An 18,873-nucleotide genomic window follows, 5' to 3' on the forward strand; every position below is an offset into this window, starting at 1 on the left:
TAGATTATACATCCTACCAATTTTTGGTAATATTTATCTCTTACACTGACTGGATTGAGATACAGATAAATCCATGCGTATCTGAAACGTTGGACATGGAATTTCTAGACCACTTGCTTTAAAACCTAGTAAGACTAACTGATGAAGATCATGACGTAATGGCATGCGATCTTCCATTTCAGCAGCATGAACACGTAATTCAAATAACTGTATACCTTGTTTAACATTTACTATAAAAGCTTCTGGAGGTGGAATTTTTAAGACAAAACGACAATGTTGTGCAGCATCAAGCAAAACTTTTGTCACCTTCTCGCTATTAGCGGTTAATGAAACAGGAATACTTAGCACCACACGCGTAACAGAATCTGATAGTGACCAGTTAATCAACTGCTCAGTAATAAAGGATCGATTAGGTACAATGATCTCTTTTCGATCCCAATCAGTTATTGTTGTGGCGCGGGTGTTAATACGCGTAATAGTACCGGTAAGGTCACGAATCGTTACAGTATCACCTATGCGAATTGGTTTTTCAAATAAAATAATTAATCCAGAAATAAAATTAGCAAAGATTTCCTGTAAACCAAAACCTAACCCTAAACTTAATCCAGCAACTAGCCATTGCAATTTAGACCAATCTATACCAATTAAAGAAAAAGCCGTCAAGCTACCAAATACTATAATTAAATATTTAGTAGAAGTGATAATAGCATAACCCGTGCCAGGCGTGAGACTAAGATGCTGCAATAGAGCTAGCTCTAATAAAGCCGGCATATTCCTTACTAATTGAGTGGTTACAATTAAAACTAGTATAGCATTCATTACTGATCCAAGCGTTATTGCTCGTATAGTATCAACCCCTTTAATGGTAGTGCTTACATCCCAAAGACGTATATTTGCTAAAAAACTAAAAGCAGCATGAATTTCTGACCATAAGGCAATCATAGAGAGCAAAGCGATCCATGTAAGAAGTGATCGCGCTAGTTGTAAGGATTGCGCACTAATAGCATCTAAATTAATAGTTGTATCTTCTGTATCTATATTATCAGTGATATGCTGATAAGATGTTAGTTTTTCTCCAGTACGAATACGTTGAGAAAGGATTTCTGCACGTCGAGTACGCGCCCGATCAAAAGCAATTCGACGTCTCTGAATTAACATCCATCGACGAATAACATGATAGATTACTAGACAAAGAAAACCGATCGCTAATGAGGTTTCAAGTCTAGCTAATAAAGCTTGAGATGTTTCCAAATAACCAATGCAAGCAGCTAAAGATGCTATTACAGGGATGATAATCATTATATTCCATAAAATTTTATTAATGACAGTTGAGTAATTTTCTTTATTATCAATATATAATGAAATCCCTGCACGTTTCAAACTGACTGTTACTAGGCTTAATACACCACAAATACAAATAAAACATAAGCGACCAAGAGTGGGATAAAATTTACGATCTGAAAGAGTAGCAAAGGCTATTGACATCATAATTAATGGTACTACTACTCCGATACATAATGTATAAAAACGCATAGCAAGATCTACTCGATATTTTGGCCAGCGAAAATGCACAATAAATAAGCCTTTTTGACAAGCAAAGACATTGCAAATCATAAATCCCCATAATAAGGGTACGCTGGCACTGACGCCATCACCAATCGCCACTGCAATCGAATAAGGCCAAGCATGCTGCAGGCCATACCCTAAAGCTTCCCATAATACCGGTAATGGCATTGCGACCAGAATAGACCAAAAAACAGTTCGTATAGTTAGATTGAACTTGTCTTGTGTAACTTTTCCAACTTTACTGGCGGATCTATTAAGAAAAGCGCGAAAATGATGACGAGAGCTAACAGTAAAAGCAACGAATATGGTAGCCAAAAAAATTGGTAGAAATGTATCACGGCTAGTCACCATCATTACCATTGCTCTACTTAATTGACCTAGTGTATCTAATGATAAAAACTGCTGTAGATCCTTTAATAATTCAACTGGGTAAGTGATATGCAATGCGCTAACATCAGCTGTCCAAAATAGATAACGATGAGTGGCATCTTTTACTTCATTTAATGCATCTACTAATTGACTATTGCTGACATTTAATTTGGTTAACTCAAGGGTTAAAGCATCGCAACCAGATAATAATGAGGTTAAAAGTTTATATTGATTTTGAAATTGTGCAGTAAGTAAATGCTCGTAATCCTTGTTAAGAAAATGATGGTTAGTATGTATTGCTAATGCTGTTTGTTCTAGTAGATCTGCATAATACAAGCGTTTTGCACGTAGCTCAGCCATTTCGCTACCTAATTGCTGTGGTTTTGGAATCTTAGGAAGACGAGCAACTAATGCACGAAGCGCCTCACCTAAAGCATTTGAAGCTCCTAACCATTGAGATTGCTCACAAATAGTGCTTAATGCCTGACGAATTTGCATTGTTTGGATAATAGCCGTTCTCTGTTGAGAAGCCACTAAATCCATGCGAAAAGCTTGCCGTTTTAGTTCTAATGATAATTCACGATTAATATGAAATTGTTCAGTAATGCTATTTGGGATCTTACTATGAAATCTTACTAATTTCTCATTAATTTCTAAAGCGCGCTCTATAGAATTCTGCTGCTGACTGTGTAATTGATTCCGTAATCTTTGCAATCTCTGAGTTAGCGCCGCAGCTGTACGTTGATGTATTTCAGCCTGCATATGTGCGAGCTTTTGTCGATTATTTGCCGATAACTGCTCTAAAATAAGTTCATTTAATTTAGCCTTGTGTGCAGAAAGCTCTGCCTGATATTGTATTTGTTTTAACTGCTCTATAGTAGTAGTTTGGGAGGGTGAAACATATAGTTGACGCGATAAATTATGTAAAGAGTGACGCAATACAGACTGCCTATCTGGTAAAAAAGACAGAGAATCATTAATGTCTTGAGCGCGATCATTCTCTATTTTAGATTGATGGTATTCCTTTACGATTTGTTTACTAAGTTTTTGAATCTCTTTTTCAAGTTCAGCAATACTCATGTTAGTTAATACTGATTGAAACGAAAGTATCTGCCGATTCATTTCTTGACGAAACTCACGAGACTTCTTAGGAAAATTATCAATACTCTTCTGATAATCTTGAGCGCGATTGAAAGATTTTTGATATTCTTTCAGCCAATATAGAGACGTGGAAAGTATAGAATGATTATTCGTTTCTTGATAAATTGTATTTTTTTCAGTCTCTGGCTCCTCATATTTTTTAATAATTTGCAATGTACTTTGTACATTAGAACCATAGACTGGCTGGAAATAAATCCAACCTATAACAATAGTAAGTAAATATAACATGGCTATCTCGTAATCAGTTGATGATAACCACCTGTAGTTTATCCTAGCTACTGCACGATAGCAATCGGATCACCAAGACGAATGTAGTTTTCTGCTGCAAGATTGTGATTTAAGGTAACTGCATTAGGAGAAAATAAATTAATCACTGTTGAGCCAAGCTTAAATCGACCCATCTCCTCCCCTTGCATTAAAGAAATAATATTTTCTTCTGTTGTGTTATTAACAGACCAATTCCAACACCTGATAATTCCTTTACGTGGTGGAGTAATGGTTCCTAACCAAGTAGTTTCAATGCTTCCAACAATAGTAGCACCAACTAAAATTTGTGCCATAGATCCAAAATCAGTATCAAAACGACAAATCACACGCTCATTTCGTGCAAATATATTAGGAATATGTCGCGCTATAAATGGAGTCACCGCATAAAGCTGACCAGGTATATACATCATTTCACGTAAAATACCATTACATGGCATATGAACACGATGATAATCTCTTGGTGATAAGTAGGTCGTAATAAAACTACCATTTTGGTATAAATTAGTCATAGCATAATTTCCAGCTAATAGCGATAAGAGAGAATAAGAATACCCTTTAGCCTGAAAGATCTGATCACCTTGAATAGTTCCTATTTGACTAATTTTTCCACTGACAGAAGAGATCAACAATTCTGGTTTATTTGTTATAGGATAAAGATCCTCACGTAGAGAGCGCGTAAAAAAATCATTAAAAGTATGGTAGCTCGCTGTGTCGACAATCTTAGCTTCCTGCATATCTACTTTATAATACCAAACAAAAGTATCAATTGCAGCCTTAGTAATCCATCTAATATGTTTACTTGCTCCCCAGCCAAGAAGTTCAGTTATAACTGTTTTAGGAACAACTTGATGTAAGGCGAGTTTTATGCAATCTAACATATCAACCTCATGAGCTCAAAAAACTGTAAATTTAATAGACTAAATGCTATTAGATAGAAATATATAACACTATTAATGATAATTAATACACTATAATGATATTATGTATGATAAGTATATTAAAAATAACCCATTAACTCTTTAATGATTCATTTATAATTTTAGATTTATCTGTAATCGATAACACATCCAATACAGGAGATCTTAAAATAAGAGATAAATATCTAATATATATACTAAAAACTATATGCAAAAAATAAAAATATGCCATATTATTATATTTAATTTCTCAAGTATTTTATTATTATTTTATATTATCTTTTGTAAATCATTAAAGATAATTTAATAATCTATTAATATCTTATTTGATTACTTGTAAATATTGTAATGTATTTTTTATATTATTCACATATTTAGAGTAGGATATTCTTTAAATATTTCTTATAAATATACGTTAAAAAAACTTTATTAATAATTTTGATAAACTTAACAACTAATATCCCTTTACATCAATGCATATAAAGGACTTTATCTTTATAATCATTTTAATAGGCCCCATGAAAGTAAACGGATCAATTACAAAAGACAATTAAGATCTTATTTGTGTAGTGTATTACTGAGTAAAAACATCACTTTTTTTTAATTAGTTTTTAATCTTACATTAACTTAACTATATACTAATGAGTATAAACAACAATTTATTGTATTATATCACATTAAGCATATTCATACTTAACATATCATAAAATATAGATCAATACTCAGCTCTACTAATCATGCATCTCTTTAAATTATATGACATGTACATATACACTCACAGGTCCTATAAAACAAAAAATACAACTTTGTAATCTTATGAACATATAAAATATATATTCAACAGTATATTTTAAAGGGAGCATTAGAAAAACTTGACATCGATCATATTTCATCCCACTCTTAGATAGCAGTATCAATGTTGGTGATATATCAATAATAAAAATTAAAAAATCAATAACGAATTTATAAATACTAAAATGATGAAGGTAGGTGTATTCTTCTAGAATACTGCCTCTACATCCAGAAGCGTGGACAATTAACTAAATATGCTGTTATTATATACTTTTGTATCATATAGCATGATTGCTAATATGAAATATTCAGAATAATATCTAGATGTGAATCTTTAATCACTAATTAATAGAATATAATTCTATATTTTAGTTTTTACTAACTAAAGTTAGTATTTGATGTATATTAGTTTATAATTAAACAATAATACATTATTAAATACTAATATTCAAATCTCTGGCTATAATTATGACAATATTCCTAAACAAGCATTCTAATCTTCCTAGATGTATTAGTCATTTTAAATAATCGATTATTAATTAAAGATATTGATATTTATCGTAAGATGTGTGATTTATTATATATTCTGTTCTATATATAGTCATATTAATATATATTTCACACTACACAGAAATCATTATACTAATGATCATATCGTATCTGCAATGAAATAATTTAAACATAAAATATAAAAATGTATTTTTTCTACATGATAGTGTATGTGGATACACTAACTATTTAAAAGCTAAATCTTGATATAGTTATGGATAAATTATGAGCAAAATATATTCAGATAACTCTTTTACAATTGGTCATACTCCATTAATCCGATTGAATCGTATTGGCAATAAACGAATTCTTGTAAAGGTTGAATCACGAAATCCCAGTTTTAGCGTTAAATGTCGTATTGGTTCTAGTATGATTTGGGACGCAGAGGAACGTGGTATTCTTAAAAAAAATATTCAATTAGTTGAGCCAACTAGCGGAAATACTGGAATCGCCTTAGCATATGTAGCAGCAGCACGAGGATATCGCTTAACACTTACTATGCCTGAAACGATGAGTATAGAACGTCGAAAATTATTACAAGCATTAGGAGCTCATGTAGTTCTGACTGAAGGTTTACAGGGTATGAAGGGAGCCATTAAAAAATCAGAAGAAATTGTCGCTACCAATCCAGATAAATACCTTTTGCTACAGCAGTTTAATAACCCTGCTAACCCCGCGATTCATGAAAGTACAACTGGACCAGAAATTTGGAAAGATTGTGATGGTAATGTGGATGTATTTATCGCTGGCGTTGGTACCGGAGGGACCTTTACAGGAGTAAGTCGGTATCTAAAAAAGACTCAAGGACTGAAGAATCTCATTTCAATTGCAGTAGAGCCAAGTGATTCTGCTGTTATCTCGCAAGTTCTTAATGGTAAGAAAGTTACCCCGGGTCCACATAAAATTCAAGGTATTGGCGCCGGTTTTATTCCAAATAATCTTGATATTAGTCTGATAGATCGTGTAATAGCTATTACAAATGAAGAAGCGATCTCCACTGCACGTCTTTTAATGCTACAAGAAGGTATTTTAGCTGGGATTTCTTCTGGAGCGGCTTTAGCTGCGGCAATAAAATTACAAAAAGAGGAATCATTTCTAGAAAAAAATATGGTAGTAATCTTACCCTCTTCTGGAGAACGTTATTTATCCACTACCTTATTTGCTGATCTTTAACTTTTTAATTTCACACAATATATTTTGGATTTGTGAAAAACTTCATTTTAGGTTATATATCTATTAAATATATGTGGCATGCTTATTTTTATTAAATTATTAAGATGATGTCTCTTTAATTCCTCTCGCAATTTTAGCAGTCAAAATATTTTAAGATATACTTATCTTAAAATTTACTATCATCTTAATAATTGCAAGGCTTCTTATTACAATACCAAAATAAAACTTATAATTTATGTACGAAAATATCGTGTATTCTATTTAATTTAGTAAAAATCTTTATTTAGATAATTTACTCTAAATGATATGAGTTAGAGATGCTTTTTTATTTTTTTAGTATAGTAAAATTTTTAGATCTTTAGAAAAGTTATAAAAAATACCCATATATAACAAAACTTATAGCTTTAGTTATAATATTGCATAGTTCATTTAAAATATTTAAAACAGATATTTAAAACAGCGAACATCTTTCATGGTGCTGATACCCAGATTCGGACTGGGGACCTCATCCTTACCAAGGATGTGCTCTACCGACTGAGCTATATCAGCATATTTGGAGCGGAAAACGGGAATCGAACCCGTATCATCAGCTTGGAAGGCTGAGGTAATCCCATTATACGATATCCGCTACTTAAATGGTTTATTGTATCCAGAAGATATTTTTAATGTATATTCTGTCACTCTACATAATTAGCGTTCTTTATACTTTAATAGAAAAATATTGATCAGTGTTATCTTCTAGAGCAATGGTGGTGGGAGAAGGATTCGAACCTTCGAAGTCGATGACGACAGATTTACAGTCTGCTCCCTTTGGCCACTCGGGAATCCCACCAATACTTTTTAAATGGTGCCGGCTACCGGAATCGAACTGGTGACCTACTGATTACAAGTCAGTCGCTCTACCAACTGAGCTAAACCGGCATTAAATAACTATTAGTTTAAAAAGACCAGATAAGATATGCAACAAAAATTTACATATTTATTTAAAAAAAAGACATACATACACAAATAATCAAATTAATTATATCATAATAAAAGAAAATTCCATAATTTATAATTACTAAAATCTAGTATATTTAAAAATACAACGCTCTTATTAAAGAATATTTAGTATATATATCATAATCCTAACATATAAGCTAATACATCGTGTTTGGTTGCCCCTGCGTGATTAGCTACTACCAATCCTACATTACGTACAATCTTTACTGATAGACACTGATTACTAAAGATGCGGTATAATAAATCAATCCCATTTTGCATAAGACGATTATCTTTTTGACGCTGATATTGGTAGCGTTGTAAGACATTTACTGACCACCAGTTATCCGATTGATAGCGAGCATCTTTTAGGATTGTAATCAAAGCCAATACGTCACGATAACCTAAATTAACACCTTGTCCTGTGAGTGGATGAACGGTATGTGCTGCATCACCAACTAATACTAATCCTGGTAATATATAATTCATAGCATGACTGCGATTTAGTGCGAATGAACCAGCCATTATCGGGGTGATTTTTCCAATGCGAGCCGGAAAATGTAACTGAATCTCACGTTGGAGTTGTAACATAGTCATGAATTGTAGTTTTTTAATATAATCAGGCTCCCCATACCATACCAACGACGCCCAATATCCAAATAATGGTAAAAAAGCACGAGGACCTTTAGGAGTTAATTTCTGCCAAGTAATATTCCCAGGATGATTAAAACAACGGACGCTGATAAGCATACAAGACTGCGTGTATTGCCAACCATGGGTTCTAATATTGGCTAATTTTCTTACCTGTGAGTGTGATCCATCTGCACCCACAATAAGATATGCTCGCAAAATTTTACCATTATCTAAAGAAATCTGCCAAATTCCATTTATTCTTTGTAAGTTCTTTAAGCATGTTTTATATAGTACAAATACATTTTGATGATATAATCGTTTCGATAATGCATATTTTAATACATCATTTTCAACTATATATCCCAGATTAGTTAAACCCAGAGATCTAGCATCTAGTCTGACTCGTGCCATAGGATGTTCCCAGATCTCCTGCACACAATACGGAGCACAACGCATAAGAAGAACCTGCGGCCAAACTTCTAACTGCTGTAATAAGTTAACTGAAGCATTGCTGATAGCCGAGACTCGAAGACCTGGATTAGATAATGGATTAAAACGAGGCGTATCTTCCTGTTCAATTACCGCAACATCAAAACCATATTTTGTTAAACCACTAGCTAATGCTGCCCCTGTCAACCCGCCCCCAATGATCACAACCTCCACAGTCTGTTGCATCTGCAATATAATTCCTTTATTCAAGTCTATTTAATCTATCATAATACTATACCTAATAAAATTAGTTATTTTATATACAAATGATAGATCTTAAATAACTATTGATCTATTAATATGTAGTAAATTAGATTTTCAATTAAAAACTTTCTGAAATATTTCTTCAGAAACTATTATAGATAATTATTTTATATTAAAAATTATCTTTACAAAAGTATTTCTATATACACTAAAGTTATAAAGATTTAAATTAAAATACATTGACAAAATCCATGCAAAGTTTTATTTTTCTTTATCAAGATAGTAGTTTTATTTATTAATATAGTAGACTATAAAATTTTTTAAATACTAAATTAATTATCTCAAAATAATTTTATTATGACATATAATGTAACATAACCTCTAGTACATGGATACTACATAAAAAAACTTATAGCTTAAATATAAAAATAAGTATGATAATCTCTGAATTGCATTATGACAGATGATCTGAAATAATTCTGACAAATATAGCTAGAACAGAGGTTAGAATAAAAACAGAAATTTACTTGAAAGGTATAACTTAAGAGTTTTTATGAAAAACATATTAGTAAAGAAAGTTAGTCAAAAAAATTACATATATTTTTACTAAAAAATTAATAATTTTATTATTTTAAATAAATAAAATATATTATATACCATAAACTTATCTAAAGATTGTCGCATATAAAATTATAAATAATTGAGTATAGATAAAAATAATAATTTACAATATCTTATGTAATTTTTTGTGTAAACATAAATCCTTAGATTCTAATAAATTTTTAGACACTTATTAATTATCATACAACTTTTCAAAGCCTCACCGACAGAGACCAAATGAATAGTAAATTTATTGCCATTGAGGGATTAGAGGGGGCAGGCAAAACAACATCATCCCTTGTAGTAGCTACTATACTACATGAATACGGTATTCATAATATTATCCATACACGCGAACCAGGTGGCACACCACTATCAGAGAAGTTACGTCAATTACTTAAGAACGATACGTACCATAAAGAGAAAATAACACATTACGCTGAGCTATTTGTCGTATCTGCAGCACGTGTCCAATTAGTAGAAAATGTGATAAAACCAGCATTAGCTCGAGGAACATGGGTGATAGGAGATCGTCATGAACTATCTTCACAAGCATATCAGGGGGGAGGGCGTGAGATTAGTCATGATTTTATTCGTTGCTTAAGAAAAGAGACTCTTGGTAATTTTACACCAGATCTGACGTTATATTTAGATATTTCTCCTGAAATTAGCTTACAACGGGTAACAGAACGTGGACAATTAGACCGGATTGAGAAAGAACCATTACATTTTTTTACTAAAATTCGCAACAAATATTTAGCCATAGCTAAATCCGATATGACAATCTACACTATTGATGCGAATCGCTCAAAGGAAAAGGTTAAAACTGATATAGAAAACATTATTAATCCATGGTTGCGAACGATTCCTTAAATCTATAAACTATATTATATTAGATAATATAAGATAGTTAAATTTTTTAGATATATCAAAATATTTAAGCATATAATGATATTATCGCATATCTTTTAGAAAAAATAAATAAAAGTATTAAGAAGTCATATTTTAGAACAAATTTATAAATTATGAAGCATATATGTTAAACGATCATTAACATATGATGTTATTTAATATTAATGACAAGAGTCTAAAGTGATTTAAATTATAACCTTATTAAAATATCAAAATAATGGAAATTTTGCAATTAAAAAAAATAATGTATAAAAATTACTTAATAGAAAAATTGACATGTTTCTAAGTAAAATAATTTTTTATTGTATCAAACACCATATAAAATAATTTTTAGCGGTACGGGTAAAATAAAATTTAACATATAGATAGCATGTTATGACGCAAATCAATTACCAACATACCATCAATTAATATTTTTATATTTCTTTATGAAGTAGAGATACATTGTAAAATACAATACACTACATAGAGTATTACATAATATGAGTGATCTTAAATTAATAGTTGGACTTGCCAATCCTGGAGAGAAATACACCAAAACTCGACATAATGCCGGAGCATGGTATATTAATAAGCTAGCTAAACGTTATAATCAGATCTTACAAAAAAAGAATTTTTTTGGTTATACAGCACATTTACAGATAGGGAATAAAAAAATATGGTTATTGATCCCCACAACTTTCATGAATGATAGTGGTAGATCAGTGGCTGCTATCTCACTATATTATAAAATTCCTGTGAGAAATATTCTCATAGTACACGATGAATTATATCTCCCACCAGGTATTGCAAAATTTAAACAAAATGGCACTCACGGAGGGCATAATGGCCTAAAAAACATTATCCAAAATTTAGGCAATGATACAACGTTTCATCGCCTACGTATTGGCGTTGGATGTCCAGAAGATCGTGATAAATTAGTAGAATTTGTCTTAGGTACGCCAAAAATAACAGAACAAAAACTCATTGACAATGCAATTAATGAAGCAATTTTTTGTACTGAGATTTGGTTAAAAGAAAATCGAATAAAAGCAATTAGCCGTCTGCATTGTTTTCGAGCGATTTAATCTTTAATCTTATTTATTATAAAAAAAAAGCCTTCAATAATTTTAGATAACTAAAATCCTTATTCAAAGCTCATCCCTTCTTAAATATTTTATATTTATCGCATCATTAACTAGAATTGATTGAGTGACATACACGATTATCATAATCTTTACTTAAAAATGTTAAAGTCTATATTATATATAATAAATATTATATATAATATATGAGACCTAAATAGGCCAATAGCTACACTTTTAAAATTAAAATATAATATTTATTATATAATATATTGTTATATTGTATAATAAATTTATATTAATAGAGTAACGATATATTATTTCATACTTGTATAAAAAATTTATGAGTATCTTTAATTAACCTCTTTGCGAATATCAAAGAAATATCATTGCAAAAAATACGTTAACAACTCCCATTTTTCTATTTATAATAAATGTTTACATCTGTAAAAATCACACTAAATACTTTACATGATGCATGTTTAATACATTTTCCGATCATATATAAGATAAAGAGAGCGACAGGTTCTATCAAAAAAATAAATAATTATACTGCTGATGACATGATCTATATATGTATATAAGAATATAATGCAGAAAAAATAATAATTTTAAATTATATAATTATGGTAATAATTGTTTAGCTATATCTGAGGTACACAACATTTATGCACACAATTAATATAAAAGTAATGCTCTTGGGTGTAGTTGCTTAATAAATAAATAGATCCAGTTTGGTTCTTTTTATCGAGAATATGATCACAACCTGACATACATTCTAAAATAAAAAGCAATTCTAAAAATCCAAAAAACTCTAAAATAGGAGATATCCTTACTTATATCCATATACCATTAATCTTCAATACATAAAAAAATTTTATGGGAGATGTAAGATATTTGTATGACTACTATATCTAGTTATGATATGAGGTATGTGCTTTAATAACTTAGATCTGAGGATAAAATGAAGTAAAAACCCTATTTATTTATTTAATATACCACTTATTACCTAAGTACATAACATTTAAAATGATAATTAGAGTATTATATACTTTATATGTGTTATAAATAGATAAAAGAATCTCAAATTTAATTACTATCACTTGTGACAACAATTTTAGTCCAAAACCTTTTTTAAATAGAGCTGTACACTGTATATTAATTTTTTAGCAGTATATTTTTTACGCCACAATTATTATATTACTAATATCATATAATAAATGCTTGAAAGAATTAGCGAATGAAATACAAAGAACTTATATAGAAAATAATTTTATTATTTTACTATACTTATACGCACTAAAATTACTATAATTATAGATATAATTTGTCTTACCAAGATTATTGGACGCTTATCAAAAATTCTATAAACATTAATATAAATAACTCATCCACTATTTTTCTCCTGATGAAGGATTATTAATCATTGATCGTACAAGATTATTATCTTGCTAAGTTCCTGAGTTACCTTAGAAAAAATCATTCTCATAAATTCTTACAAAACTCAATTTGTATATAAAATTTAATAGTGATAAAAAGTATTATATTTGTATTATCTTGTTATAATATCAAGAAAATTTAATATAATATTAAACTGTTTTTCTATAAAAAATTTATCCCTTACATACAAAGTTTAGCAAAAAACAAAGTGCTCTTTTATTTAATACCAATTTTATATATTGATGCTAAAATAAATTTTCGTATCAGATTTGAGTGCAAATAAATACTATCTCAATTATAAAATAATATTAACATCCCTATATTTTTAATAACTACAATTTAATTATTGAATTAATATTAGTTAAACTAAGATAAAGGCTTACTAAAATACAAAATTTTAATAAAAATGCAGTAATTGCAAAATAAGTTATAAATATAATCCGACATATATTTAAGAAAGAGTTTTTTTATACTATAAAAAAAATTAATCTTCAAGAATCACCATAGCGCAAGCGTATTTCTTTTCATCAGATAACGTAACATGAATGCGTGTCAGACATAAAGTCTGTGCTATTACTTTGGCATGTTTTAAAAGACATAAATAAGGCCTGCCTAAATTGTCATGGAACGTTTCTACTTGGTTAAATGCTAAACCACCTCTCATACCAATGCCAAACGCTTTAACGGTTGCTTCTTTTACTGCAAAACGTTTAGCAAGAAAAAGCTCTGGTTTGATATTTTTCTTATATTGACCGAACTCAGTATCACTTAGTATACGCTCTGCGAATCGATCACCTACCTTCGCGATTACTGTATGTATTCTAATAATCTCTACAATGTCAATTCCTATACCACAAATAGACATTATAAAATAACACCAAATAGTTGTTTCATATTTTATTTGACCCTATATAACCAATACATATAAAATCATCTCTTTTTTTGTTATTTTTTTAAAACTACAGAAAAAAATATATCAATCCTCATTGATCTATCCACTATTAAGATAAAATGTAATAAAATGATCTACTCTAAATATTATTAGTGTAGCTGAATAAAAATAAAATCTCTATTCAAGAATATTTAAGTTTTTCTAATAATTTTTTATGATCAAAATTACCCGATGATACAAATTGATAACACGTATTTTTTAGGCGCGGCAACTAAAAAGTAAGCACCTCTAACACAATATTATATATTGAGTTAAGTATAATACTGATTATATTATAAAAAGATTTTTTTTAAATCATATCTTAAAAATTTAAATTATTTTACTGTATGATAACTACTAAATAAGTTCCATGCATTATAAATAACCAGTGAGTTTTCCTAAATCTCTTACATTACTTCCAGTTAACTTATGCTATGAGTAATAAATACAAAATTATAACACTGAGTTATTATTTACGAATTACAAATTATTAGCAAAAATACGCTATTTACTTAATATTTATTTAATCTAACCGCAATAAATCTTTACTTAATCTTAACTGTTTCTAAAAATTATAATCATAATTATTATCGTAAAAATACATTCTATATTTTAAGAAAAATCACTTCTTATTTTATGAATTATTAGATCTTATATACAGTAGATATAGAATTTTTTGCATTAATTCTCATCTAGCTTGCAATCTTAAAGAGTACCTTAGTAGATACCGCTCAAAAACCAACTATAACTTTTGATTAAATAGAGTCCTAGATTTACCGTGATCATAAATTACATACAGAAATAATTTGATTCAGATGAAAATGTAACATTTTATCTATACACAAGATCTTATAACACATCGATAATGTATATATAACAATGCAATCTATTTTTTAAATATAGTAAAAATTTATTATAAAATATATCTTTACACAGATAAAAATTCATAACTAATCAATATTGGTAGTGTACAATATAATTGAAAACTTAAATTTGTTCTAATCGATTAATGTATCTTTCATTAATCAGGCATTAAATAATCATTTATTTCTATATATATTATATATGCACTTTAAATTATGGCTTATGCTAAACAATATTTAAAATATCGTTAATGTTAATATATTGATCTTAAGCCATCAGGCCGTGTTTTAAATCGACGATGCAACCACATATATTGATTTGGAGCTCGCATAATTTCACGTTCAATAATTTGATTTATATATCTAGCCGCTTGCATTTTATTGTCTATTGGATAATCTTGAAGTTCTTCGTTTATAATTAACTCATAACCACTGCAATTATTTTTGCGAATTAATACCACAGGCATGAGTATAGGTTTTGCTAAGCGTGTAAGCACCCAAGTCCCACTAGTTGTGGCTACCTCAGGAACAGAAAACCACTGAACGAAAACGCTACCATTTGGACCATAATCTTGATCTGGTGCAAACCAAACAGTATCACCCTCTTTTAGTGCATGCACTATACCACGTAAGTTGCGTCGGTCTATCATTGCCTTATTAGAACGCATTCTACCTCTAGTCTGAACCCATTCTATTACTTTATTATTATGTGGACGATAAATAGCCGTCATTGGATGACACAAACCCATAGTTCGACCACCCATCTCAAGCGATAAAAAATGTACACCAATCATAAGAATTCCGCGACCAGTTTCTTGTGCGGCGCGCAAATGATTAAGACCTTTAACATTAAACCAATGCTTGATTCGTCGATCAGACCAAAACCAAGCCATACCTGTTTCTAATAATCCCATTCCTAGAGATTCAAAATTACTACTGATGAGATCCTCTAATTCATCTCTAGCCATGTCCGGAAAGCAAAGCTCTAAATTACGACGTACAATATACATACGACGCTGCATAAAACGCATAGATAAACGACCCATCCAAGTGCCTAGCCGATATAATAGAGGATATGGAAGCCGAACTAAAAGAAACAAAATACTAATACCAAACCAAGTTAGCCAATAACGAGGACGTATGAAGTCTCTATGAAAATTTGATGCCTGATGCATATATACTCATATACATATTAATTGGTTAACTTTAGAACCTTTTAAAAATTAGTAGAGTGTTTTTTTGAATTAGAATATATACAATACATAATATAATTATATTCAAAAAATAAATTCTTATTATATCTGTTATAGATAATACTTATCGTCATCTATACTAGGGATATCATGCTTGCTAATAGAAGAGTCCTACTTAAATTATCTAAAAGAAATGCAAAATAAGTATTTATTGATGATCTTTAGAAAAAATTACCTTATAACCTATTATTATAGCATAGTAAGTTGCTATCATAAGTATTTATATACATGGACTATTTTTAAAAATATAACATTACTTAACTATATAAAGTATGTAAAATTATTAGAGAACGTTCATCCCATGAGTGATGCTCAGAAATATTTACACTCTTAACTATTTTTATCATGTACAGCTCAATAAAATCAGATGATGTCGTTTTGTAAATATTGCCTTAATTGAATATCTAGAAAAATTTCATGTATATAATATATCTGATATTTTTATGCAGACACACAACTATCATAACTTTGTTGATCAATTAATGAGACAAAATAATAAAATAAAAAAGATATTTTATATATTGCTTATTAAAAATAAAAATAATCCTAACAATCAATTAATATGATTAATCTTACAATTATATTAATTTAGAATATATATACTCTTGATCTTAAAAAATTCAGCACTATCTAAGCCTGATATTTTTCGATTAATTAGATATTAAATGTTAGATAAACTATAGATATTTTTAATATCTTCTGATACATCTATAATGCAGCATACTTTATTAAATATAAAAAAAATAAAACTATTAACTCTAATAGTTCAAAAAATACTATTTTTATTTAAGTCAAAATAATAAAAATCTTCCACCATGTCTCTCGATTTTTATTAGGTAAAATTTAGATCGATCTATATTATTACTATAATGTAGAAATATTATTATAATTTATATTATAAATCATTCTTAATAGTATAAAATGAGACAAGAACACAAAAATAATCAAACACTATGCACCATGCAGTGTATGATCATATTATAAAAATTATAATATACGTGACGCCTCTTGCAACATAAAAATTTAAATATAAATTAGTTTAATTTCAATCTATAAAAACATTTTATATAAAAATTAATTAATAAATCTCTATAAATTTTTACATATAATCGCATTACCAGATAATATTTTATTACAAAATATACCAATAATTTTCCTGATCTTCTGAGTATTCATAAATTTTATATAACTATTTTAGGTAGGTAGCTTCTTTTTGGATATTTAAAAAGAGCATAAAAAATGATAGAATTTTATATACTTGTAATATTTTTCTAACATCTTTATATTTTAAACTATATCAAATATAACCTAACCATAAAAGATCAGGATAACTTAATTATTTATACAAATATATCTACATTAATAAAATTATATAACTACAGCCTGAAAATTTTTTTATAATTGTTTATAATATATAAATATTCTACATAATTAGTCACGATGCCCATTTTCTGAATTAATATATACTAAATTATGCTAATAAATATAATGTCATTTTTTGATAGAGAGATTTTTTCTGTCAAAAAGCCTAACTTCTCTCTTGATGCTCCAGTAAATCTACATCAGATGATCTTATACTTTATTAATATTGAAAATAATTAAAATTTTCATCATCATGATACTTCCAAATTATCCCACATAAACTATAAAATAACATTTATTTATATCACAATAAAATCTAAAAGAATCTGCCTTTATAGTAATCCTATCTATTATAGTACAGAGTACTAATTACCGATCTGACTCACTTATAAAAATAATTATATGATATGTGATAAAAATATAACCAAACTACACAAGTAGTAAATAATTTAATAAACACGAATCTAATTTTTATTAATATTTTTTTTAATAATGGTTTTTTTAATGTTTCGTATTATTACATCTATTTAACTCCAGTTACACTATAAACTCAAATACTCTTATAACAAGCCTATTGATCTAGAAAAGTCAAAAAAATATAAGTTATTCAATAAATACTGAATACTTTATATCTACTTTAATAGATCATTTCTGATGTAGATAAATGCATAAAAATTGAGCCTATTTTTATAATAGAATATAGCATTTATTACAGATCTTCAAAATATAAAATATTATTTTCATCATTTTAGAGATATTTCAATTTTATCAGATTATTTTACAAAATATTTATAATCATAGATATCATATAATAATATCTTTTATAATTTTAAATTATAAAATTATTCAACTAAAAAATATTAAATAATCTTAAATAAAATAAAAGATTTCCTCAGAGGGGTTAACATAAAATAGTCAAATATAAATATTTTAAAATATATATATGAATATTTATGCAATCTATATTTATTAGAAAGAATAAATCATTACTTATATTAACTAAGTATTAATATATTTAGTTAAACAAATAATTTTTATTATAGTATGAAAATAGATCTATATAACAGTCTTATCTAAGACTAATAAGAGATACTTTAAACAAATTTCTGCATATAAAATAATTTTTTACAACCACTTTATAATTAAGTTAGTATTTTTATTTGAAACTTCTATAGTAGAGGGTATATTCATAATTTTATTAAAATTATATATAATTAAAAAAATTCTCTAATATATTCTATCATTCTATTCTTAACATCTAACATAGATAGTGTTAATTTTATAGAAAATATAGTATATTTCTTATTTTTATTCTATAAAGATTTAATGACCTATGACAGTATAACG

At 28.5% G+C, this 18,873-nt stretch carries 8 protein-coding genes and 4 tRNA genes; 3 read left to right on the plus strand and 9 right to left on the minus strand.

Annotated features, from left to right (window positions below):
- Positions 1-33 precede the first annotated feature (33 nt).
- On the minus strand, positions 34-3,324 hold the full coding sequence (gene mscM, locus ERCIPSPA2889_RS02140; protein WP_157989219.1) for a miniconductance mechanosensitive channel MscM: 3,291 nt from the start codon (positions 3,322-3,324) through the stop codon (positions 34-36).
- Between the two features lie 47 nt (positions 3,325-3,371).
- Positions 3,372-4,241 carry an archaetidylserine decarboxylase gene (gene asd / locus ERCIPSPA2889_RS02145; RefSeq protein ID WP_157989220.1) on the minus strand — a complete coding sequence of 290 codons (870 nt, stop codon included), beginning with the start codon at positions 4,239-4,241 and terminating at the stop codon, positions 3,372-3,374.
- 1,605 nt (positions 4,242-5,846) lie between these two features.
- On the opposite strand from asd, the gene cysK reads away from it, so the two are divergent.
- The gene (gene cysK, locus ERCIPSPA2889_RS02150; RefSeq protein WP_157989221.1) at positions 5,847-6,794 is read left to right on the plus strand and encodes a cysteine synthase A; all 948 of its coding nucleotides are present in this window, start codon (positions 5,847-5,849) and stop codon (positions 6,792-6,794) included.
- 473 nt (positions 6,795-7,267) lie between these two features.
- Here cysK and ERCIPSPA2889_RS02155 read toward each other — a convergent pair.
- From ERCIPSPA2889_RS02155 to ERCIPSPA2889_RS02175, 5 genes are all read right to left on the minus strand, one after another.
- A tRNA-Thr gene (locus ERCIPSPA2889_RS02155) sits at positions 7,268-7,343 on the minus strand.
- 5 nt (positions 7,344-7,348) lie between these two features.
- Positions 7,349-7,422: transfer RNA gene (locus ERCIPSPA2889_RS02160), tRNA-Gly, on the minus strand.
- 119 nt (positions 7,423-7,541) lie between these two features.
- Positions 7,542-7,626, minus strand: a tRNA-Tyr gene (locus ERCIPSPA2889_RS02165).
- A 13-nt stretch (positions 7,627-7,639) separates the two neighbouring features.
- Positions 7,640-7,715, minus strand: a tRNA-Thr gene (locus ERCIPSPA2889_RS02170).
- A 198-nt stretch (positions 7,716-7,913) separates the two neighbouring features.
- Entirely contained in the window at positions 7,914-9,083 is a 1,170-nt protein-coding gene (locus tag ERCIPSPA2889_RS02175; protein ID WP_157989222.1) for an FAD-dependent monooxygenase, read from the minus strand.
- Positions 9,084-9,938: 855 nt separating this feature from the next.
- Between ERCIPSPA2889_RS02175 and tmk the strand changes: the two genes are divergently transcribed.
- Both tmk and pth read left to right on the plus strand, forming a co-directional pair.
- Complete coding sequence (gene tmk / locus ERCIPSPA2889_RS02180) at positions 9,939-10,574, plus strand: dTMP kinase (protein ID WP_157989223.1); 636 nt, start codon at positions 9,939-9,941, stop codon at positions 10,572-10,574.
- Positions 10,575-11,095: 521 nt separating this feature from the next.
- Complete coding sequence (gene pth / locus ERCIPSPA2889_RS02185; RefSeq protein WP_157989224.1) at positions 11,096-11,680, plus strand: aminoacyl-tRNA hydrolase; 585 nt, start codon at positions 11,096-11,098, stop codon at positions 11,678-11,680.
- 1,921 nt (positions 11,681-13,601) lie between these two features.
- Here the strand turns inward: pth and acpS are convergent.
- Entirely contained in the window at positions 13,602-13,982 is a 381-nt protein-coding gene (gene acpS / locus ERCIPSPA2889_RS02190; protein ID WP_157989225.1) for a holo-ACP synthase, read from the minus strand.
- Between the two features lie 1,183 nt (positions 13,983-15,165).
- A complete protein-coding gene (gene lpxP, locus ERCIPSPA2889_RS02195; protein ID WP_157989226.1) occupies positions 15,166-16,086 on the minus strand; it encodes a kdo(2)-lipid IV(A) palmitoleoyltransferase in 921 nt (306 codons plus the stop codon).
- Between the last annotated feature and the right edge of the window lie 2,787 nt (positions 16,087-18,873).

Source organism: Candidatus Erwinia haradaeae (assembly GCF_900698985.1).
GTDB lineage: Bacteria > Pseudomonadota > Gammaproteobacteria > Enterobacterales > Enterobacteriaceae > Erwinia_E > Erwinia_E haradaeae_B.